Source organism: Burkholderia sp. 9775_39, assembly GCF_015712225.1.
Classification (GTDB): domain Bacteria; phylum Pseudomonadota; class Gammaproteobacteria; order Burkholderiales; family Burkholderiaceae; genus Burkholderia; species Burkholderia cenocepacia.
In genome coordinates this window covers 38,105-57,825 of record NZ_JACCQC010000026.1, presented here as the reverse complement: position 1 = coordinate 57,825, position 19,721 = coordinate 38,105, and the positions used below count along the sequence as shown (strand labels likewise).

17 protein-coding genes are annotated in these 19,721 nt (G+C 67.9%); 12 read left to right on the top strand and 5 right to left on the bottom strand.

Annotated features, from left to right (window positions below; translation table 11 throughout):
• Nucleotides 1–113: 113 nt before the first annotated feature.
• From H0X90_RS28135 to H0X90_RS28125, 3 genes are all read right to left on the bottom strand, one after another.
• Nucleotides 114–4,247, bottom strand: a complete 4,134-nt coding sequence (locus H0X90_RS28135) for an ESPR-type extended signal peptide-containing protein (protein WP_077231270.1) — start codon at nt 4,245–4,247, stop codon at nt 114–116.
• 199 nt (nt 4,248–4,446) lie between these two features.
• Nucleotides 4,447–7,482, bottom strand: coding sequence for an ATP-binding protein (locus H0X90_RS28130; RefSeq protein WP_227739721.1), 3,036 nt, complete (start codon nt 7,480–7,482; stop codon nt 4,447–4,449).
• A gap of 135 nt (nt 7,483–7,617) precedes the next feature.
• Nucleotides 7,618–8,409, bottom strand: coding sequence for a winged helix-turn-helix domain-containing protein (locus H0X90_RS28125; RefSeq protein ID WP_227739720.1), 792 nt, complete (start codon nt 8,407–8,409; stop codon nt 7,618–7,620).
• Between the two features lie 387 nt (nt 8,410–8,796).
• Between H0X90_RS28125 and H0X90_RS28120 the strand changes: the two genes are divergently transcribed.
• The 12 genes from H0X90_RS28120 (at nt 8,797) to H0X90_RS28065 (ending at nt 18,090) form a co-directional block, all read left to right on the top strand.
• Nucleotides 8,797–10,227: a sensor histidine kinase gene (locus H0X90_RS28120; RefSeq protein ID WP_077189283.1), complete on the top strand. Its 1,431-nt coding sequence runs from the start codon at nt 8,797–8,799 to the stop codon at nt 10,225–10,227.
• On the top strand, nt 10,224–10,868 hold the full coding sequence (locus H0X90_RS28115; RefSeq protein WP_077189282.1) for a response regulator transcription factor: 645 nt from the start codon (nt 10,224–10,226) through the stop codon (nt 10,866–10,868). Before H0X90_RS28120 ends, H0X90_RS28115 begins: the two co-directional genes overlap by 4 nt.
• Nucleotides 10,869–10,975: 107 nt before the next feature.
• A complete protein-coding gene (locus tag H0X90_RS28110; protein ID WP_077189281.1) occupies nt 10,976–11,692 on the top strand; it encodes an outer membrane protein in 717 nt (238 codons plus the stop codon).
• A 53-nt stretch (nt 11,693–11,745) separates the two neighbouring features.
• Nucleotides 11,746–12,228 (top strand): hydroxyisourate hydrolase, encoded by a 483-nt coding sequence (locus H0X90_RS28105; protein WP_077189280.1) that lies wholly within the window; start codon nt 11,746–11,748, stop codon nt 12,226–12,228.
• 44 nt (nt 12,229–12,272) lie between these two features.
• Nucleotides 12,273–12,608 carry a hydroxyisourate hydrolase gene (uraH, locus tag H0X90_RS28100; protein WP_077189288.1) on the top strand — a complete coding sequence of 112 codons (336 nt, stop codon included), beginning with the start codon at nt 12,273–12,275 and terminating at the stop codon, nt 12,606–12,608.
• Nucleotides 12,609–12,847: 239 nt separating this feature from the next.
• On the top strand, nt 12,848–13,849 hold the full coding sequence (locus H0X90_RS28095) for a serine protease (protein ID WP_227739719.1): 1,002 nt from the start codon (nt 12,848–12,850) through the stop codon (nt 13,847–13,849).
• A 108-nt stretch (nt 13,850–13,957) separates the two neighbouring features.
• Nucleotides 13,958–14,305, top strand: a complete 348-nt coding sequence (locus H0X90_RS28090) for a helix-turn-helix transcriptional regulator (protein ID WP_077189278.1) — start codon at nt 13,958–13,960, stop codon at nt 14,303–14,305.
• Nucleotides 14,306–14,327: 22 nt separating this feature from the next.
• Entirely contained in the window at nt 14,328–14,822 is a 495-nt protein-coding gene (locus tag H0X90_RS28085) for an arsenate reductase ArsC (RefSeq protein WP_077189277.1), read from the top strand.
• Between the two features lie 62 nt (nt 14,823–14,884).
• Nucleotides 14,885–15,958 (top strand): ACR3 family arsenite efflux transporter, encoded by a 1,074-nt coding sequence (gene arsB / locus H0X90_RS28080; protein WP_077189276.1) that lies wholly within the window; start codon nt 14,885–14,887, stop codon nt 15,956–15,958.
• Between the two features lie 20 nt (nt 15,959–15,978).
• Nucleotides 15,979–16,701, top strand: a complete 723-nt coding sequence (gene arsH, locus H0X90_RS28075) for an arsenical resistance protein ArsH (RefSeq protein WP_077189275.1) — start codon at nt 15,979–15,981, stop codon at nt 16,699–16,701.
• 114 nt (nt 16,702–16,815) lie between these two features.
• The gene (gene arsN2, locus H0X90_RS28070; RefSeq protein WP_077189274.1) at nt 16,816–17,268 is read left to right on the top strand and encodes an arsenic resistance N-acetyltransferase ArsN2; all 453 of its coding nucleotides are present in this window, start codon (nt 16,816–16,818) and stop codon (nt 17,266–17,268) included.
• A 150-nt stretch (nt 17,269–17,418) separates the two neighbouring features.
• Nucleotides 17,419–18,090 carry a MarC family protein gene (locus tag H0X90_RS28065; protein WP_074804566.1) on the top strand — a complete coding sequence of 224 codons (672 nt, stop codon included), beginning with the start codon at nt 17,419–17,421 and terminating at the stop codon, nt 18,088–18,090.
• Between the two features lie 71 nt (nt 18,091–18,161).
• Here the strand turns inward: H0X90_RS28065 and H0X90_RS28060 are convergent, their stop codons facing one another.
• Both H0X90_RS28060 and H0X90_RS28055 read right to left on the bottom strand, forming a co-directional pair.
• Entirely contained in the window at nt 18,162–18,650 is a 489-nt protein-coding gene (locus tag H0X90_RS28060; RefSeq protein WP_077189273.1) for a heme-binding protein, read from the bottom strand.
• Between the two features lie 165 nt (nt 18,651–18,815).
• Nucleotides 18,816–19,682 carry an ion transporter gene (locus H0X90_RS28055; protein ID WP_077189272.1) on the bottom strand — a complete coding sequence of 289 codons (867 nt, stop codon included), beginning with the start codon at nt 19,680–19,682 and terminating at the stop codon, nt 18,816–18,818.
• Between the last annotated feature and the right edge of the window lie 39 nt (nt 19,683–19,721).

Sequence of the window (19,721 nt, the reverse complement as noted above, 5' to 3'; positions counted from 1 at the left end):
CGCCGACGGCCGGTGGTGACTCGGATGAATCGCCACTGGCCGTCGGCCGAACAGCGGAAGGGCTCGCGCCCTTCCGCTTCGGGTCGACGCTCCGCTTGCGCGGAGCGCGCCGGTCAGAACTCGTAGCCGACCTGGGCACGCACCCCCACATCGCCGACCGACGTGATCGACGTCGCGCCGTTCACCAGCCAGTTGCCGTTGCGCGACCGATAGGTGGCGCCGGCGGCAATCGCCGAGCCGCTCTTGAAGTTCGCGGCGCCGACCGCGACGACCGTCTTGCCCGGCTGCGACGGCGTCATGTTCGGCATCGCCATCGCGGCCGCGATACCGGCGTACGCGTTCTTCGCGACGTCGTTGATCGCGCGGTTCGTGTCGTTGAAGCGTGCGTCGACCGATTCCATCGCACGGTCGAGCTGCCCCTTCGTTGCCGCGTCGGACGCGTTGATGCCGTCCGCGATGTTGACGAGCCGGCGGTTGCCTTCTGCCGTGCCGTCGCCGAACGAAACGGTGTTGGCTTCCGTCGCGACCGAACCCTGGCCGATCGCGACCGAGCCGCTGCCGGTGGCCGACGCGCCCTGGCCGAGCGACGTGCTGTTCTCGCCCGATGCGACCGCGCCCTGGCCGACGGCCGTGCCGTTCGCGCCCGATGCCGCCGAGCCCTGGCCCAGCGCCGTGCCGTTTTCGCCCGACGCGACCGCGCCTTGACCGAGTGCCGAGCCGTTCTCGCCCGATGCAACCGAGCCCTGGCCGATGGCCGAGCCGTTGTTGCCCGATGCGATCGCGCCCTGACCGACCGCCGATGCGTTTTCGCCCGATGCGAGCGCGCTGTCGCCGATCGCCGAGCTGTTCTCGCCCGACGCCACCGCGCCCTCGCCGACGACGGTCGAGCCGTCGCCCGTGCCGGGGCCGCCCGTGCCGGGGTTCGCCTCGAGATCGCCGAGGCGATCGGACAGGTCGCCGAAGCGGCTCGACAGGTCGCCGAGCTGGCCGCTCAGGTCGCCGTACTGCTTCGCGAACTGCTCCTGCAAATCGAACAACTGGCTGCCGTTGACGGCGTCCATGCTCGTCGCGCTGATCTCGCCGGCGGCCACGCGCTGCAGCTTCGTGCCGAACGTGCCGGCGAACGTCACGGTGTCGAAATTCAGGCCCGAGTCGTAGGTGACCGCGCCGACTTCCTTGCCCGTGTAGTCGATCAGGCCGGTCGCGCGGAGCTGCGACACGGTTACGACGTCGTCGTCGTCCACGCCGTTGGCGACGCCGGACAGCACGCGTGCGCCATCGGCGCCGGTGAAGTTCACGGACGTGCCGCCGGCCAGCGCGCCGACGGTGATCGTGCCGGCCGGGTTTTGCTGGACCAGGCCGAGCGAGCCGTTTTCGAGCTGCTCGGAGAGCTTCTTCAGGCCGCCTTCGTTGGTCGTCATGCGGCCGTCGAGGTTGGTGACGACATCGCCGACCGAGTTGACGATCTTCGTGCCGCCGCTGCCGTCGCCGACGGTGAAGGACGGGGCGGAGATCGAACCGTCCGGGTTCACCGTTGCACCGCCGCCGATGGCCGAGGCGACGCTGTCCGACGCGCCATGCAGTTGCGCACCGTTGATGGCTTCGGTGCTGGTTGCCGACACGTCGCCCGCCGCGACGCCCGTGAGCTTGCGCGTGCCGTCCGAGCCGGTGAAGTCGACGGCGCGGCCGCCGGTTTTCGCGCCGACGGTGATGTTGTCATCCTTGGCGGCTTGCTGGACGAGGCCGACCGTACCGCTGCCGATGTCGTTCGAGAGCTTCTTGATATCGCCTTCGTTGGCCGTCGTACGGCCGTCGAGATTGGTCACGACGTCACCGACCGAGTTGACGATCTTGGTGCCGCCGCTGCCGTCACCGACGGTGAAGACCGGCGCGGAGATCGAACCGTCCGGGTTGACGATCGAACTACCGCCGATGGCTGCTGCGACGCTCTCCGATACGCCGTGCAGCTGCGCACCGTTCACGGCCTCGTTGCTGGCTGCCGACACGTCGCCTGCCGCGACGCCCGTGAGCTTGCGCGTGCCATCCGAGCCGGTGAAGTCGACGGCGCGGCCGCCGGTTTTCGCGCCGACGGTGATGTTGTCATCCTTGGCGGCTTGCTGGACGAGACCGAGCGTGCCGCTGCCGATATCGTCAGCGAGCTTCTTGATATCGCCTTCATTGGCCGTCGTCCGGCCGTCGAGGTTGGTGACGACGTCACCGACCGAGTTGACGATCTTGGTGCCGCCGCTGCCGTCGCCGACGGTGAAGACCGGTGCGGAGATCGACCCGTCCGGGTTGACGATCGAACTACCGCCGATAGCGGACGCGACGCTTTCCGACACACCGTGCAGTTGCGCGCCGTTCACGGCTTCGGTGCTGGACGCCGAGATGTCGCCTGCCATGACGCCCGTGAGCTTGCGCGTGCCATCCGAGCCGGTGAAGTCGACGGCGCGGCCGCCGGTTTTCGCGCCGACGGTGATGTTGTCATCCTTGGCGGCTTGCTGGACGAGGCCGAGCGTGCCGCTGCCGATATCGTCAGCGAGCTTCTTGATATCGCCTTCGTTGGTCGTCGTACGGTTGTCGAGGTTGGTGACGACGTCACCGACCGAGTTGACGATCTTGGTGCCGCCGCTGCCGTCGCCGACGGTGAAGACCGGTGCGGAGATCGACCCGTCCGGGTTGACGATCGAACTACCGCCGATAGCGGACGCGACGCTTTCCGATACACCGTGCAGTTGTGCACCGTTCACGGCTTCGGTGCTGGCCGCCGACACGTCGCCTGCCATGACGCCGGTGAGCGTGCGGGTGCCGTCCATGCCGGTGAAGTCCACGACGCGGCCGCCGGTTTCCGCACCGACGGTGATGTTGTCGCTCTTGGTGGCCTGCTGAACGAGGCCGATCGTGCCGCTCGACAGTTCGCTCAGCTTGTCGCCGAGCTTCGTGATGTCGGACGTGTTCGTCGAGATGCCGGTCTTTGCGGCCGTCATGTCGCCCTGGAGCGAAGCGATCTGCGAATTGGCCGTCGACAGCGTGGCATTGGTGGTGGACAGCGACGAGTTGGTCGTCGAGAGGGTTGCGTTAGTCGTCGAAAGCGATGCATTGGTCGTCGACAATGCCGAGTTCGTCGCAGCAATCGAAGCGTTCGTGGTCGACAGACCGGTGTTCATCTGGCCGACGTTCACCGCGTCGTTGTCTTCCGTACCGGCCGCGACGTTGACAATCTGGCGCGTAAAGGTTCGGCCGTCGGCGTTTGCGACGCCGGCGCCGACCGAAACGGAGTTCGCGCGATCTGCGACCGAGCCATAGCCGAGTGCGACGGCGTCCGTCGCCGAGGCACTGGTGAGCGTGCCGATCGCAACAGAGCGAGCACCCGTGACGATTGCACCGCGGCCGCTGGCGGTCGCGCCGCCGAGCGCCACGCTGTAGTCGGCGCTGGCCGTGGAGTTGGAGCCGATCGAAAGCGAGCTCGAGTTATTCGCAATGGCCGATCGGCCCAGTGCAACGGAGTAGCCTGCCGCTGCGGAGGAGTCGGCACCGATCGCGGTTGCACTCGAGTTCGTCGTTCGCGCATTCACACCAAACGCGATCGAGTTGTCCGTACCACTGACGACGGCGGCAGCCTCCCCAATTGCAATGGACCCCGTTCCGGCCGAAGTTGAGGTCACGCCGATTGCGATCGAATTCGCACCTGTAGCACTTGCTAAAGAGCCGAAAGCCGTTGCGTGGCTCTGCGTAGCAATCGCGCCGACGCCGACTGCTGTCGTGCTGTCGGAGGTGGCGCGGCCATTAAAGCCCAGTGCGACGGCGTTCGTGCCGGAACTGTTCGAATTGCGGCCGATCGCCAAAGAGTTGAGTCCACCGGCGCTTGCGCCAATAGAGCCACCTGTGCTCATCGCGCCGAACTGAATGTCGGTGTCGAGTTGGCCGGCCGTGGCCATTACGCCGATTGCTCCGTTGCTGTTGGCGGCTACGGTACTGGTGTCGTCGGTCGAAGTCACCATGCCGATCGAACCTGCGTCGCCGATTCGGCATTCACCCGCGGCGTTCAGTTGACCGCTTGCGCCGTCCGCCGTCGTACAGACTTCCGCTGCGGCCGCGCCGCCGATCGACGCGCTCCCCAGCGCAAGCGCGATCACCGCCTGCCGCGCCGCGCGCGACGAACCCTTCGAATGCGACTTCGCCGTTTCGGCTGCGGCCGTCCACGTGCTGGTCACGGCGTTCCAAACGCTGCGATAGACCTTGTTCATATCCCTACTCCTTTCAGTTTGTCAGTTCACAAACCGATAGTAGGGATCGGCCTCGTCCTAATCAGTCGTCCTTGGCTGATTCGAGATAGCGTCTTTGTAGGCCCAGTCCTACAGGCGTGCGATGCCCTCGCCGGCGTGGTCCGAACGTCAGACAGGGAGAGAGAAAAAGACCGACCGGCGAGCGCCGGTCGCGCCGTGTTCAGCCAGACGGTGTGTGCGTCGCGCGCCGTTGAAGCGCTTCACGCGCAAGACGTTCCACATGCGCCAACTGCGCGTCGAAAGCGCTCAAGTCGCCACCATGAATGGCCGCCTGCAACACGCCGACCGCATCGGCCACGTCATGTTCGTGAATCGTCGCAAACGCCCCGCGCAGCGAATGGAGTTCGTGCCGCAACGCGGCCACGTCATCGCGCGCTTTCGCATTGCGAATCCCCGCCAGCGATTGCGCGAGGCTCGTTTCCAGCAGCTTGTGCACGTCCGGCGGCAACGGCCCTTCCGCGAGATCGACGAGCGCGCGCCGGGCCGGCGCCTGCGCGGCGGCCGCATGCGCATACCGCCGCACGGTGCGATCGATCGTGTCGAGCAGCACGGGCTTCACGAGCACCGACACGATCCCCGCTTCCGCGCACCGCGCATGCTCGGTCGCGCTCGCATGCGCGGTGACGGCGACGATCGGCAGCTCCGGATACTGCGCACGCAGCACGCGTGCGAGCGTATAGCCGTCCATGCCGGGCATGTTCAGGTCGGTCATCACGAGGTCGTAGCGCGTATCGGCACAGCGCCGCAGCGCCGACGCGCCTTCCTCGGCCGCATCCGCCGCATAGCCGAGCGTGACGAGCTGCCCCTGCAACAGCGTGCGGTTCACCGGATGATCGTCGACCACCAGCACGCGCGCGCTCACGCTGGGCAGCGCGCCATCGTCGGCGAGCGCCGCGTCGTGCTCGGCCACCTGCGCGTCGCTCGCCGCCCGCATCGGCAACGTGACGACGAACGTGCTGCCCTTGCCAGGCGCGCTCTTCACTTCGACCGCACCGTGCATCATCTGCGTGAGTTGCTTCGTCAGCGCGAGTCCGAGGCCCGTGCCGCCGTAACGGCGCGTGATCGACGTATCGGCCTGCGTGAACGGGCGGAACAGCGCCGCGCGCTGCGCGTCGGTCATCCCGATCCCGGTATCGCTGACGCCGATCGCGATCGGCGAATCGGGGTTCGTGTCGTCGCGCAGATACACCTCGAGCGTCACTTCGCCGTGATTGGTGAACTTGATCGCGTTGCCGAGCAGGTTCGCGGCGATCTGCCGGATGCGCGTCGGGTCGCCGAGATAGCGCGACGCCAGCGCATCGTCGACGAACACGTCGAACTGCAAGCCCTTCGCTGCGGCGAGCGGTTCGAACATCGCGCCGGTCTGCCGGATCGTCTCCGCGAGATCGAACGGAATCGCCTCGATCGTCATCTGGCCGGCCTCGATCTTCGACAGGTCGAGGATGTCGTTGATCAGGTCGAGCAGCACCGACGACGCGCCTTCGACCGTCTGCAGCCGTTCGCGCTGCGACTCGGCGAGCGGCTCGCGGCCGATCAGTTCGAGATTGCCGAGGATCGCGTTCAGCGGCGTGCGGATCTCGTGGCTCATCGTCGCGAGGAACGCGGATTTCGCGTCGTTCGCGGCGTCGGCGGCGCGCGCCGCTTCGTCGAGCCGGCGCTCGATGTTCTTCTGCGACGTGATGTCGGAGAAGTTGCACAGCACGACGTCCATGTCGTGAAAGCGCGTGCGCACGAGGTTGACGAGCAGGTCGACCGCTTCGCCGCTGGCGGTGGGCAGCGTCACGTGAAGATCGGGTTGCCACGCGGCGGCGGCTGGCGAACGGTCGAAGCGTTCGAGCAGCCGCGCCGGCAACGACGGCTCGCCCGCGCGGCGCGCATCGTAGTCGCGCATCGTGTCGTTTTGCAGCAGTACCGCGCCGTCGGCGAGCGACAGCAGCGCGATGCCGGACGGCGCCGCCTCGACGATCGTCCGGTTCAGGTTCTCGCTGTCGATCACGCGCCGCGTGCGCGCGTCGTCGGGTTTCAGCACGCGGCGGTCGAAACGCACCAGCAGCCACCACACGAGCGCGATCACCGCGAACATGATCGCGACGTACCAGCCCGCGCGCAGGCCGATCGTCGCGAGCAGCGAGCGCAGCGTGAACGCCTGCACGAGCGTCCAGTCGGTTTCGGCGATCGGCTGGCTCAGCGAGAACAGCCCGTCGCCGAACGCGGTGCGCGGCCCGCCGCGGCGGACGGCTTCGCGCGTATGCGCGCCGAGCCGCTCGACGGCCGCGCGGGTGGCATCGTCGTCGGCCGCGGTGCCGGCGCGCAGCAGCGTGCGTCCGTGCGCGTCGACGATGATCGCCGAATCGGCCGTGTCGCCCGTCGCGAGGCGGGCGCGCAGCACGTCGACCGGCACCGTCGACAGGAACACCGCGCGTGGCACCTGCATGTCGTAGACGGCGCCGGCGATCCGGAACACGTCGCGTCGCTGTACCGGATCGTAGATGGGCGGATGCCATTCGTATTGCCCGGGCGGCGGCGTCGCGATGCCGGCGGCGACTTTGTCGACCAGCGTGGCCGCATCGGTGGCGGGCGACGCGGTGAGCGGATCGGGCGGCACCGGTTCGGGGATGACGACCGCAAAGCTGCGGTCGGGGCGATACACGTAGCCCGCGATCGAGCGATCGGCGTCGTGCTTCGCGACGTACGCGCCGACGCGATAGCTCATGTCGCTCGCCATCGCCAGGTCGTGCGCGTAGCTGTCGGCCGGGTGCGCGGGCGACAGGTCGGCCAGCACGAGCGTCGGCGGGAAAGTCGGGCTGCCCTGGATGATCAATCGGCCATGGCCGGCCGCGAGCGCGGCGACGCGCGCCGGATCGGTCGCACGGGAATTCCACACGGCTTCGTCGTGCGTGACGAGCGTATCCATGCCCGTCGTGCGCATCTTGAATTCGATCTGGACGAGGAACTGGCGGACCGCGAAGGTCGTATAGCGCGCCTGGATCGCCTCGCGCGCCATCGTGTACAGCATCAGGCCGCTCGCGAGCAGGATCGCGACCGTCACGGCCGCGCCGCCGGCATAGAGCAGCGCGCGCTGGCGGCGGCCGACGCGGGTGGGCGCGGCAGGCGCGGGCGCGACGGCGGAGCGGGCGGGATCGGGTGCGGCGCGGTGGTCCATCGGGAGCGGGGCGGTCGGCCAGGGTGCCCCCATGATAATGGAGTCCGATCAGCGCGCAATGGGGCCTGTCAGGGTTGCGGGGGGCGGCGAGTCGACCGGGCGACGCACGTGCGGCGCAGGCGCGCGACCGGCGACCGCGAGCCCGCAGGATTCCCGATGCGCCGCCGGCTATTGCCGCGCCGCGTCTTCCTGCGCGGGCTCCGCATCCGGCTCGCACGTGACGAGCCGATAGCCGAATCCGTACATCGTCATCATCTTCACGCCGTGCCGGCCGTCGAGTTCGAGCCGATCGCGCAGATACGCGACGTGCGTGTCGAGCCGCCGGCTGGACGCCGCGACGAGCGAGCCCCACACGAGCTGGCTCACATGCGCGCGGTCGAGTGCGCGGCCCATGTTCAGGAAGAACGCGGTCGCGATCTGGAAGTGCTTCTCGGTCAGCACGTGCTCGCGGCCCGCGACGTTCACGCTGCGCGTGGCCGTGTCGAATTCGAACGCGCCGATGCGCCAGTGGCGATGATGGGTCGCACGATGATGCGACCAGCGCAGCCAGGTCGCGATGCTGGCGATCAACGTGTCCGGCGCCACGGTGTACGGATGGTGCTCGTTCGCGCCGGCGACGAAACACGCGGAGCGCGCGAGCTCGGCGTCGCGCTGGCTGATCGACACGATCGCCACGGTGCCGGCAAACCGCGCGCGCAGCGCACGGATCGCGTCCGTCGTGCGGCGGCAGGCCGTTTCGCACTGGACGATGAAAAGATCGAACGCGCGCGTGTCGCAACTCGCGAGCAGGTCGGGCAGGTACTCGAAGCGCGACGGCCGGTAGCCGGCGCGGCGCAGGATGTCGTCGATGCGCAGGCGGTCGTAGCCGTAACCGGCGCGACGCAGCCGATCGTCGAACGTGCCGCGGCTCGGATGGTCGATCGTCAGGATCGCGACGGCGGTGGAAGGGGCGTCGGTCACGATGCGATCGCACCGGGCGTGCGCGAATGAGGAGAGGAGAGCGCGATCATGGCCGGACAGGTTCCGGGCAGGTAGCGGCGTGACGCCGTCCAAAAAAGTCCCGCCGGGGAGGGCGGGAAAATATCGACTATGGAGCCTGTACTCCAGGAGGCCACGGAGAACAAGCAAGCCGATTGTGGTGCGTCCGGTGCGTGAAGAACATCAGCCCAGTCTGAAATTCGCGCCGTGCGATCCGTGCCGCAGTGGTTTAGGACTGGGCTGACAGCCGGCATAACCGGATTCGGACCACGCGCCGGGTCGATTTGCCGACAATGACGGCAACCCGGCGCCGGGTGCGGCAATCGTTGCGTGTTGCACACCGGCGCGCTTTCCGGCTTGCCATCGAACATGAAACCGTCTTTCCGAATCGCCGCGCTGGCCGCGTGGCTCGCGCTGAGCCTCGCCGGCACCGCGTTCGTCATCTCGCGCGCCGTGTCCGACGCGTACGACCGCTTCTTCCAGGATTCGAGCATCACGATCCGCCTGCTCGCGCAGAAGGCCGCGCAGCACGAGGCGATTCTCGCGACGCTCGGCGCGTCGTCGCTGGCCGCGCCGCCCGCGCACATGCTCGACAACCTGCGCGAGCGGATGCCGCAGCTCGACGGGCTCGCTTACTGGCGGCCGGGTGCGGGCTGGCAGACCGACGGCGGGCCGGTGCCCGACGCGCTGCCGCAGCAGCGGCCCGGCAAGCCGTTCACGCTCGCGTTCGACGGGCCCGCCGCGTACTGGCTCATCGCGGGGACCGGCTGGGCCGTGCGCGTCGATCCGCGTCGGATGTTGCAGCCGGGCGACTGGTCGACGGCGATTTCGTCGGCGGCGCTCGAATTGCGCGACCGCCGCGTCGATCTGCTGCAGCGCGTGAGCGGCAACGCGACACCGTTGTGGACGATGCATCTCGAGAAACACCTGCCCGCGCAGCCGCAGGCGTTCGTGCTGCGCACCACGCGCACGCTGACGGCCGCCGATCTGCCGTGGCTGCCGATCGCGTTGTGGAACGCGGTGGCGGCGCTGCTCGCGGCGGGCGCGCTCGGCGCATGGCGGCTGCGCGAGGCGCGGCGGCGCGAGGATGCGCGGGCGCGCCTCGACACCTTCGGCCGCCTCGACACCTTCGGCGAAATGGCAGCCGGCCTCGCGCACGAGCTGAACCAGCCGCTGACCGCGATCGTCAGCCACACGCGGGCGGCCGAGCGCCTGCTCGATCAACCGGCCGAGCGCGACAGCGTGCGCCGCGCGCTGCAGACGAGCGTCGCGCAGGCCAAACGCGCGGCGGCGATCCTGGAGCGCATGCGCGAAGCCGTGACGACCGCGCATGGCGGCGAGCGCCGCGCGCTCGATCCCGATGCGATCATGCAGACGCTGTTGTTCCTGTATCGCGACGACTGCGCGCGCGAGCAGATCGCGCTCGGCTGGCACAACGCGGCGGCGCGCGCGCGTCCGTTCGCGGAGCCGATCGCGGTCGAGCAGATCCTGCACAACCTGATCCAGAACGCACGCGATGCGCTGGCCGGCACGTCGCGCGGCGAGATTCGCGTCAGCGGCGCGCACGTCGGCAAGCACTACCGCTTCAGCGTGACCGACAACGGCCCCGGCGTGCCGGAAGACGCGCTGCCGCGCCTGTTCGAACCGTTTTTCACGACGCGCTCGCGCGGGCTTGGCCTCGGGCTGCCGCTGTGCGACACGCTCGCGCAGCGCCAGGACGGCACGCTCACGGTGCGCAATCTGCCGTCGGGCGGCGTCGAGGCCACGTTGCTGCTGCCGCTGGCCGGGGAGGTCGCATGAACGATTCGCTTCGACCCGCAGCAACGCGCGACGCGTCCGTCGTCGCGATCGTCGACGACGACGAAGCCGTGCGCGACGGTCTCGCGTTGCTGCTGCGCACGGTCGGCGTGCCGACGCGCCGCTATCCGGACGCGTCGGCCTTCCTCGCCGACGCCGACGACGTGGCGCTCGGCTGCGTGCTGCTCGACATCCGGATGCCCGGCATGAGCGGCCTCGATGCGCTCGACGAACTACGCGCGCGGCGCGACCTGCCGGTGATCGTGATGACGGGCCACGGCAACGTCGACGCCTGCCGGCGCGCGTTCAAGCGCGGCGCGCTCGATTTCCTGCGCAAGCCGGTGGACGACGACGAGCTGATCGACACGGTGCAGCAGGCGCTGCGCCGGCAGGCCGCACAACGCGGCCAGGACGACGCCGACCAGACCCGTACGGCCCGCCTCGCGACGCTCAGCGCGCGCGAGCGGGAGGTGCTGGACGGGATCGTGCGCGGCGGCAGCAACAAGGAGATCGCCCGCGCGCTCGGGCTGTCGCCGCGCACCGTCGAGACGTATCGCGCGAACGTGTTCGACAAGCTGCAGGCCGCGTCGCTGGTCGAGCTCGTGCGCGATTACGCGGCGCTCGCGGGCGGCTCGCCTCCGTAGCGCTACGGAGGTGCCACCCGTAGCCGAACGGGTTCAACGATCGCGGCGCGATTCCTACGATGACGGCTTCTCCGACTCGTCATTCATCGTCAAGGATTCGATTCATCATGATCAAGCGCTTTGCCCTGCCGTCCACGCTCGCCCTGCTGTTCTCGGGCGCCGCTTTCGCCGATACCGTCGCCGCACCGGAGACGAAGAAGACCGCCGATGCGGGCGACGCCGGCTACTACGCGACGGGCCGCGTCATCGGCGCGTTCGACAACGCGGTGAACATGGAGCTGACGAGCCCGCGCGTCGCGAGCCGCGTCGGCGGCCCCGAGACCGGTTCGAACGTCACCGGCTCGCTCGGTCTCGGCTACCAATTCGGCAACGGCTGGCGCGCGGAAGGCGAATACGTGTTCAAGCGCACCAACAACTTCACTAGCTACTGGGCGCCGTTCGACGCGAACGCGAACGAATTCCACGTATCGGCGCAGCGCCTGATGCTGAACGGCTACAAGGACTTCGATCTCGGCCGAGGTTTCTCCGTGTACGGCACGCTCGGCATCGGTGTCGCGATCGTGTCGGCCGACGGCTGGCAGACCAACGATACGCGCCGCTTCGCGTCGAAGACCCAGACCAACCTCGCGTACTCGGCCGGCGCGGGCGTCAGCTACGCGATCAACAAGCGCTTCTCGATCGACCTCGGGTATCGCTATGTCGACATGGGCAACGTCGAGACCGGCTTCAACACGTTCGCGAACCGCATCAACGCGCGCGACGAACAGTTGAAGTCGAAGCTGTCGTCGAACGAAGTGTTCATCGGCCTGCGCGGCCGGTTCTGATGAATCGACGAGCGGGCAAGCCGTCGGTGGCCCCGCGCGAGGAGGCTGAGCGCATGAAGGACGTAATCGATTCAGGGCGGCGCAGGCTCGTGCTGGCGACGGCCGCGCTGGCCGCGGTGCCTGCGGTGCCCGCGTGGGCGGCCGACGCGCAGCCGGTGCCGGGCCATGCGCCCGGTGTGCGGCGCGCTGCGTCGCCCGACCTGACGGTGCGGATCGTCGACATGCTGCACGGCGTCGCGGCCGAAGGGATGCGCATCGAGCTGTCGCGCGTCGACGGCGGGCACGACATGCCGATGCGCACCGCCACCGTCGATGCGCGCGGCGGCACCGGCGCACCGCTGCTGGCCGGCGACGCGTATCGCGCGGGGACGTACACGTTGATGTTGCACGTCGGCGAGTACTTCCGCGCCCGCGGCGTGCAGTCGCCGTTCCTCACGGTCGTGCCGATTCGGTTCCGGATCGCGCGCGACGACGAACGGCTGCATCTTCCGGTGCAGTTCGGACCGTGGAGCTATACGGTGTATCGCGGCACGTGACGCACGGGATGCACGCGATCACGCTTTTCGCGAAAGGACACGACATGACAGGCATCAGCACGCACGTGCTCGATATCGCGAGCGGCCAGCCGTTGGTCGGCGTGCGCATCGAGCTGTACGACATGGGCGAGACGCCGCCGCTGCTCGTCGCGCGGGCGGCCAGCAACGCGGACGGCCGCAACGACGCGCCGATGCTCGACGGCGACCTCGCGCGCTGCGGCGACTTCGAGCTGCGGTTTCATCTCGGCGAGTACTTCAGGGAGGCGGATGCGTTGCTGGACGTCGTGCCGGTGCGCTTCACGGTGACCGACCCGGCGCAGCACCATCACGTGCCGCTGCTGTGTTCGCCGTGGTACGTGTCGACGTATCGCGGCAGTTGAACGGTCGACGGACGGTGCGAGGGCGCGCGGGTTCGACGCCGGGCTCGCGCGGGGAGGCGCCGTCCGTTCGACCGCCCCGGGCACGGGTAGGACCAGGCTGACCGCCGTATCGGACCGAAGGTGACGCAGTCCGATTTACCGGAACCGGGGCGACGGCGATACTCGAAGCCATTCGTTCAACTACGGGAGCACGGATTGCCGCGGCGGATGTCGCGCAATGCGTCGTCGACATCATGAGCATGCAGGACATCACCGGGCATTACGCGATTCCGCTCGCGCATCCGTTCTCGGATGTGCCGCCGCCGTACGGCCGGCGACGCCGGCCGTTCGTGGCGAGCCGGCGGGCGCGGCAACACGTGTTCGATATCCACGGCGCGCCGCGCGTCCCGACACCCGGGGCGGACGGCGGCAACGTCGCCCGGGCCGCGCGGCCCGTCAAGGTCGTGCGCGCAGCCGACTTCGGCTCCGACAACCGCGCGTGGGTGCGTCCGCATCCGTTGCGCCGCCGCTGGCGGCTCACGCTGATGGCGTGCGCGCTGTTCGGCGCGACGTGCATCCTCGCGACGCATCTGGTCGACGAGCGTCAGCACGCGGCCGAGCACGACGCGGTTTATTCGGCGGCGATCGCGGCCGCGCCGACAGCGGCCGTCGCGGCGACGGAAGTCGCGCGGGCGACGGGCCACGCGGCGGAAGTCGCGATCGTGCGGGCGGATCGGGCGGCGCCGACGGATGCGCAGATGAAGGCCGCCGCGACGGTGGTAGCGGAAACCGCGTCCGCGGAAGCGCGTGCGTTGCGTGTCGCCGGTAGCGGGGCGGCGAGTGAGCCGGTGGCGGTGGCGATGGCGGTTGCGTCGGATGCCGTCGTCGCGGAAGCCGCGGCGCCGCGTGCCGATCGTGGATCGTCGACGAGCAAGCCGGTTGCGGTGGCCGCGGCGCGGCCGGCGGCGAAGTCTGCTGCGGCGGCGCGCGGCAAGGCTGCGCGTCAGGCGGGCGCGAACGCGCCTGCCGCGCAACACGCGGCGACTGCGGCACGCGGTGCGACGCCGCATTCGCAGCAGGCGGCCCGCGCGGCCGATACGCTGCCGGCCACGCCGGTATCGAGTTCGGCCCACGCCGTCGGCATGACGGCCGCCGAGTTCACGCAATGGCTCGCTGCGACGCGCGATACGTCGCGACCGGCCGCGGGCGGCACCGATCTGTCGGTCGAGCTGCCAAGCCATACGCGCTTGATCCCGCACTGATTGGCGGGCGTTACGCGCCCCGCCCGGTCCCGACGGACGGGGCTACCCCCGCGACGCCATGCATCGGCGTCGCTTCCCTGATTTCCATATTTCGATTATTATCGAAATATGGAAACGAACGAAACCATTGCCGCCCTCGCGGCGCTCGCGCATGAATCCCGCCTCGCGGTTTTCCGCGCGCTCGTGCAGGCCGGGCCGCAAGGCATGCCGGCCGGCCAGATCGCCACGCTGCTCGACGTGCCGCCGTCGTCGCTGTCCTTTCATCTGAAAGAGCTCGCGCACGCGCAACTCGTGACGAGCCGTCAGGAAGGCCGCTTCGTGTTCTATGGCGCGAACTTCGACACGATGAACGGGCTGCTCGGCTATCTCACGGAGAACTGCTGCGGCGGCAATCCGTGCTCGCCGGTGTCCGTCTGTTCGCCTTCCGGAAAGATCGACCGCCCCCGTCAATCCTGACGCGCCTTCGCGCGCCCCGCCCATGACCACGAACGTCCTGATCCTCTGCACCCACAACTCGGCGCGCAGCGTCCTGTCGGAAGGCATGCTCAATCACTGGGCCGCGAAGCTCGGCAAGGATGTGCGGGCCTACAGCGCCGGCAGCGCGCCGAGCGGCTGGCTGAATCCGTTCGCGCTGGAAGCGCTGACGCATGCCGGCGTCGACGTCAGCGGCTATCGCAGCAAAAGCTGGGACGAATTCGTCGGCGGCGGTGCGCCGGAAATGCGCGTCGTCATCACGGTGTGCGACAGCGCGGCCGCCGAGACGTGCCCGTACTGGCCCGGCAGCCCGGTCAGCGTGCATTGGGGCTACGCCGATCCGTCGAACGCGACGGGCGGCGACGAAGGCAAGCGTCTCGCCTTCGAACTGACACGGCAAGCGATCGGCTACCGGATGCTGCAGTTGCTGGCGCTGCCGCTCGATCGCATGAGCGACGATGCACTCCGGGCCGCGCTGATCGAGATTGCGCAACACTGATCGCGCGCTGCGATGTGCCGAAACGCGCAGCCGCCCACGATTACAAGACCGACCCTCGTCCGATGAATACGTCCAACATCACGCCGCCCGGTACGGCGGTCGCGAAACCCGCCATCAATTTCTTCGAACGCTATCTGACCGTTTGGGTCGCGTTATGCATCGTCGCGGGCATTGCGCTCGGCCAGGCGCTGCCGGGCCTGTTTCAGGCGATCGGCCGGATGGCATATGCGCAGGTCAATCTGCCGGTGGGGCTGCTGATTTGGGTGATGATCATCCCGATGCTGGTCAAGGTGGACTTCGGCGCGCTGCACGAGGTGCGTCGGCATGTGAAAGGCATCGGCGTCACGCTCGTCGTGAACTGGCTCGTCAAGCCGTTCTCGATGGCGTTTCTCGGCTGGCTCTTCATCCACCACCTGTTTGCACCGCTGCTGCCGGCGGAACAGCTCGACAGCTATATCGCCGGGCTGATTCTGCTGGCGGCCGCGCCGTGCACGGCGATGGTGTTCGTGTGGAGCCGGCTCACGGGCGGCGATCCGCTGTTCACGCTGTCGCAGGTCGCGCTGAACGACAGCATCATGGTGATCGCGTTCGCGCCGCTGGTCGGCCTGCTGCTGGGGATGTCGGCCATCACGGTGCCGTGGGCGACGCTGCTCACGTCGGTGGTGCTCTACATCGTCATTCCGGTGATCCTCGCGCAGATTCTGCGCAAGCGGCTGCTCGCGAACGGTCAGACGGCGTTCGATGCCGCGATGACGAAGATCGGCTCGTGGTCGATCGCCGCGCTGCTCGCCACGCTCGTGCTGCTGTTCGCGTTCCAGGGCGAAGCGATCCTGAAGCAGCCGCTGGTGATCGCGCTGCTCGCGGTGCCGATCCTGATCCAGGTGTTCTTCAATTCCGCGCTCGCGTACGGGCTCAATCGCGCGGTCGGCGAAAGGCACGACATCGCGTGTCCGTCGGCGCTGATCGGCGCATCCAATTTTTTCGAACTGGCGGTCGCGGCCGCGATCAGCCTGTTCGGCTTTCATTCCGGCGCAGCGCTGGCCACCGTCGTCGGCGTGCTGATCGAGGTGCCGGTGATGTTGCTGGTCGTGCGCATCGTCAACCGGTCGAAGGGCTGGTACGAGCGCCGCGCCTGAAATCACGAGAGCATCTACCCATGGCTGACTACCTGAACGACCTGCCGCAACTCGATGCCGAACTGTTCCGTGTGCCGGACCCCGCGCAACTGCGACCTGCGGCGCCATCGACGCATCCGCCGCGGCTCTTGCTGCTGTACGGCTCGCTGCGCGAGCGTTCGTTCAGCCGTTTGCTGATCGAGGAAGCCGCGCGATTGCTCGCGGCGATGGGCGCCGAAGTGCGCGTGTTCAATCCGAGCGGCCTGCCGCTGCCCGACGACGCGCCCGACAGTCATCCGAAAGTGGTCGAGCTGCGCGAGCTCGTGATGTGGTCGGAAGGGATGGTGTGGTGTTCGCCGGAGCGGCACGGCGCGATGACCGGGATCATGAAAGCGCAGATCGACTGGATTCCGCTGTCGGTCGGTGCCGTCCGGCCGACGCAGGGCAAGACGCTTGCGGTGATGCAGGTGAGCGGTGGCTCGCAGTCGTTCAACGCGGTGAACCAGATGCGCGTGCTCGGGCGCTGGATGCGCATGCTGACCATCCCGAACCAGTCGTCGGTGGCCAAGGCGTTCATGGAATTCGACGAGGCGGGGCGGATGAAGCCGTCCGCGTATTTCGATCGCGTCGTGGACGTGATGGAAGAACTCGTGAAATTCACGCTGCTGACGCGTGATGTCGGCCCGTATCTGGTCGACCGGTATAGTGAGCGGAAGGAAAGCGCGGAAGAACTGTCGAAACGCGTCAATCAAGCGCGTATCTAGCATCGCCATCGAATGAACGCGGGGGCAATCGGGCACGCCGCGGTGCGGCGCATCGGGCTTGTGCGAGCGTGTTGAGCGCAGGGATTGATGTCACCCCAAACCGGGAGTGGAACCATGGCACTTCTTCGTCAAGCGACCGAATCCGATCTGACCTCGATCGAGGCGCTGCTTCGTGCCAGCGGTTTGCCGACCGCCGGCGTCGCCGTGCACCTGCCGCATTTTGTCGTTGCCGATGGAGCATCTGGCATCGTGGGGTGTGGCGGAATCGAATTTCACGGACGCCATGCGCTCATTCGCTCGATCGCTGTCGTCGAACACGCGCGTCGCGCCGGGGTAGGGCGGCTGTTGGTGACGTGCTTGCTCGCGCAATGCCGCGCGCATGCCGTCCAGTCGGTCGGGCTGTTGACCACGACGGCGGAAGACTACTTCGTCAGGCAGGGTTTCGTCCGTATCGCCCGCGAAGCGGTGCCGGAGCCGTTGTTGGCGTCGAGCCAGTTTCAGGGTGTCTGTCCGGGGTCGGCCATCGCGATGCTGATGACCTGCGACGACAAAATCGGACACGGCTGATTTTCTTCCCCGTCCACATTCCCGACAATTCAGTTTCTGCGGCCCGGCATACCCCCGTGTGCCGGATCATGGAGATATCTCCTCTTCGCGGCCGGTCTTCTCGACTGGCCGCTTTTTTATTCCCGTTCGTTACCGGAGAGCACGATCGCGATGCAGCTCGACCGCCTGATTCCTGAAATCCTGTTCGGCTTCACGGGCCTGATCGGCATCATCAACCCGTTCGGCATGGCGTTCGTGTTTCTCGAACGCACGCAATCGCTGACCGAAGCCGAGCGCGCGATCCTGTCGAAGCAGCTCGCGACGAACGTGTTCTTCACGCTGCTCGTGATCTTCTTCGTCGGCGCGCCGGTGCTGAACTTCTTCGGGATCTCGATGGAGGCGCTGCGGATCGGCGGCGGCTTCGCGGTGGCGGTGGCCGGCTGGTCGATGCTGAACGCGCCGGACGTCCCGGCCGGCGGCGACGTCGCCATGCATGGCGACGATCTGCAGAAGCTGATGTCGCGCGCGTTCTTTCCGCTGACGGTGCCGCTGACGATCGGCCCCGGCTCGATCGCGGCCGGCATCGCGCTGCATGCCAATCGTGCGCATACGGCGAGCGATTACCTGGTGTCGGGTGTCGTGTCGGTGGCGGTCGCGGCGCTCGTTGCGTTCGCGATCTGGCAGATCTACAGCCGCGCGACGACGCTCGCGCGCTATCTCGGCAGCGAAGGGACGAAGGTCGCGATGCGCGTGTCCGCGTTCCTGCTGCTGTGCGTGGGCGTGCAGATCATGCTGACGGGCTTGGCCGCGTTCGTGCAGATGCTGGGCGGGCAGGCGGGGTGAGAAGCGGGAGCATTCACGGTTTGTGTCGGCGCCCGATAAAAAAGCCGCTCCATCAGGGAGCGGCCGGTTCGTTACATCAGCTTCGCCTGTACCCGCGCAATCCCCTGCAGCGCACACGCTTCGTCGAGATGCCCGCCCGGCGCACCACCGACACCCACGGCGCCGATCACTTCGTCGCCGGCCTTGATCGGCACGCCGCCGCCGAGCACCAGGAAGCCGTCGATGGCCGTCATCTGCGCGGCGGCCGGGTTCTTCTGCAGGTTCGTGGCCAGCGTGGCGGTCGGCGTTTTCGTCGACAGCGCGGTGTAGGCCTTGCGCTTCGATGCATCGACCGTATGCAGCCCCGCGTTGTCGCCGCGCAGCACCGCGCGTTCGATACCGCTGCGGTCGACCACCGTGACCGTCACGTCGTAGCCGCTGGCCGAGCATGCCTGGATCGTTTGCTGCGCGATGTCGGCGGCGAGACTCAACGGCAGGTTTTTCTGCTGAAGCACCTGTGCGGAAGCGGTGGTCGTCAGCGTGGCGGCGACGAATGTCGCCAGGGTGGCGCGAATGATCATGTGAACTCCTCAATGAAATGACGGGATGCGAGCGGGGCATTTCGCGTGCGGCTTTATGCGAACTTTCATGAAAACCGCAGGCGATCGCGACCGAACCGCTCGATGCGCCCAGTGTCGACCAGCGGAGTGGGAAGCTAAATAGGACAGGGCTTATTCTTGCCGCGGCTATCGCGCGTCGCGGCCTTTGGCGGGCACGCGGCCGTGCGCATGAGTATCCGCCGCACCTTGCACGGGGAGCGTGCCGCCGCAATGCGGGCAGCACGACCCGTCGCCGTCGGCCGGCCGCGCGTTCGCCCTGTTGCGCTCCATCGCCGATGCAACGAGTTCCGCGCCCATGATCCCGGTTGGAAACGCGATGATCCCGTAGCCGAGCAGGATCGCACACGATGTGATCAGCCGGCCGAGCGGCGTGACGGGTGTCAGGTCGCCGTAGCCGGTCGTGCTCATCGTCACCGCCGCCCAGTAGACGCCTACCGGAATGCTCGTGATTCCGTGCTCCGGCCCTTCGACCAGAAAGATCACGGTGCCGAGAATCACGACGAGCACGAACATCCCGCCGATGAACACGAAGATCTTGCGCCGCGCGCGCGTGAGCGCCCGGATCAGCATCTGCCCTTCCTCGAGATAGATCGACAGCCCGAGGATGCGGAACACGCGCAGCAGACGCAGCAGCCGCACGTCGATCAGCGCGTGCAGGCCGGGAAAGAAGAACGCGAGATAGGTTGGCAGCACCGACACGAGATCGACGATGCCGAAGAAGCTGCGCGCATACGCGACCGGCTTCCTCGCGGTGCAGAGGCGCAGCAGGTACTCGGCGGAAAACAGCAGCGTGAACGCCCATTCGGCCGCGTAGAGCGCGTGGCCGTATTGCTGGTGCAGTTCCTGCACGCTGTCGGCCATCACGACGAGCACGCTCGCGACGATGAGCACGAGCACCGCGATGTCGAGCTTGCGCAGGAACGAAGGGCGGCGCGCGACATGCGTGACGGCATCGCGCGCCGTATCGAAGGAGGACTGGATCAGCGAAATCATGCGCCCGAGTGTACGAGCCGCGTATCGCCGGGCCTATCG

Bases quoted from the DNA above. Each gene is read 5' to 3' on its own strand.
- H0X90_RS28135 (WP_077231270.1), bottom strand. From the start codon at position 4,247: ATGAACAAGGTCTATCGCAGCGTTTGGAACGCCGTGACCAGCACGTGG.
- H0X90_RS28130 (WP_227739721.1), bottom strand. From the start codon at position 7,482: ATGGGGGCACCCTGGCCGACCGCCCCGCTCCCGATGGACCACCGCGCC.
- H0X90_RS28120 (WP_077189283.1), top strand. From the start codon at position 8,797: ATGAAACCGTCTTTCCGAATCGCCGCGCTGGCCGCGTGGCTCGCGCTG.
- H0X90_RS28115 (WP_077189282.1), top strand. From the start codon at position 10,224: ATGAACGATTCGCTTCGACCCGCAGCAACGCGCGACGCGTCCGTCGTC.
- H0X90_RS28110 (WP_077189281.1), top strand. From the start codon at position 10,976: ATGATCAAGCGCTTTGCCCTGCCGTCCACGCTCGCCCTGCTGTTCTCG.
- H0X90_RS28105 (WP_077189280.1), top strand. From the start codon at position 11,746: ATGAAGGACGTAATCGATTCAGGGCGGCGCAGGCTCGTGCTGGCGACG.
- uraH (WP_077189288.1), top strand. From the start codon at position 12,273: ATGACAGGCATCAGCACGCACGTGCTCGATATCGCGAGCGGCCAGCCG.
- H0X90_RS28095 (WP_227739719.1), top strand. From the start codon at position 12,848: ATGCAGGACATCACCGGGCATTACGCGATTCCGCTCGCGCATCCGTTC.
- H0X90_RS28090 (WP_077189278.1), top strand. From the start codon at position 13,958: ATGGAAACGAACGAAACCATTGCCGCCCTCGCGGCGCTCGCGCATGAA.
- H0X90_RS28085 (WP_077189277.1), top strand. From the start codon at position 14,328: ATGACCACGAACGTCCTGATCCTCTGCACCCACAACTCGGCGCGCAGC.
- arsB (WP_077189276.1), top strand. From the start codon at position 14,885: ATGAATACGTCCAACATCACGCCGCCCGGTACGGCGGTCGCGAAACCC.
- arsH (WP_077189275.1), top strand. From the start codon at position 15,979: ATGGCTGACTACCTGAACGACCTGCCGCAACTCGATGCCGAACTGTTC.
- arsN2 (WP_077189274.1), top strand. From the start codon at position 16,816: ATGGCACTTCTTCGTCAAGCGACCGAATCCGATCTGACCTCGATCGAG.
- H0X90_RS28065 (WP_074804566.1), top strand. From the start codon at position 17,419: ATGCAGCTCGACCGCCTGATTCCTGAAATCCTGTTCGGCTTCACGGGC.
- H0X90_RS28060 (WP_077189273.1), bottom strand. From the start codon at position 18,650: ATGATCATTCGCGCCACCCTGGCGACATTCGTCGCCGCCACGCTGACG.
- H0X90_RS28055 (WP_077189272.1), bottom strand. From the start codon at position 19,682: ATGATTTCGCTGATCCAGTCCTCCTTCGATACGGCGCGCGATGCCGTC.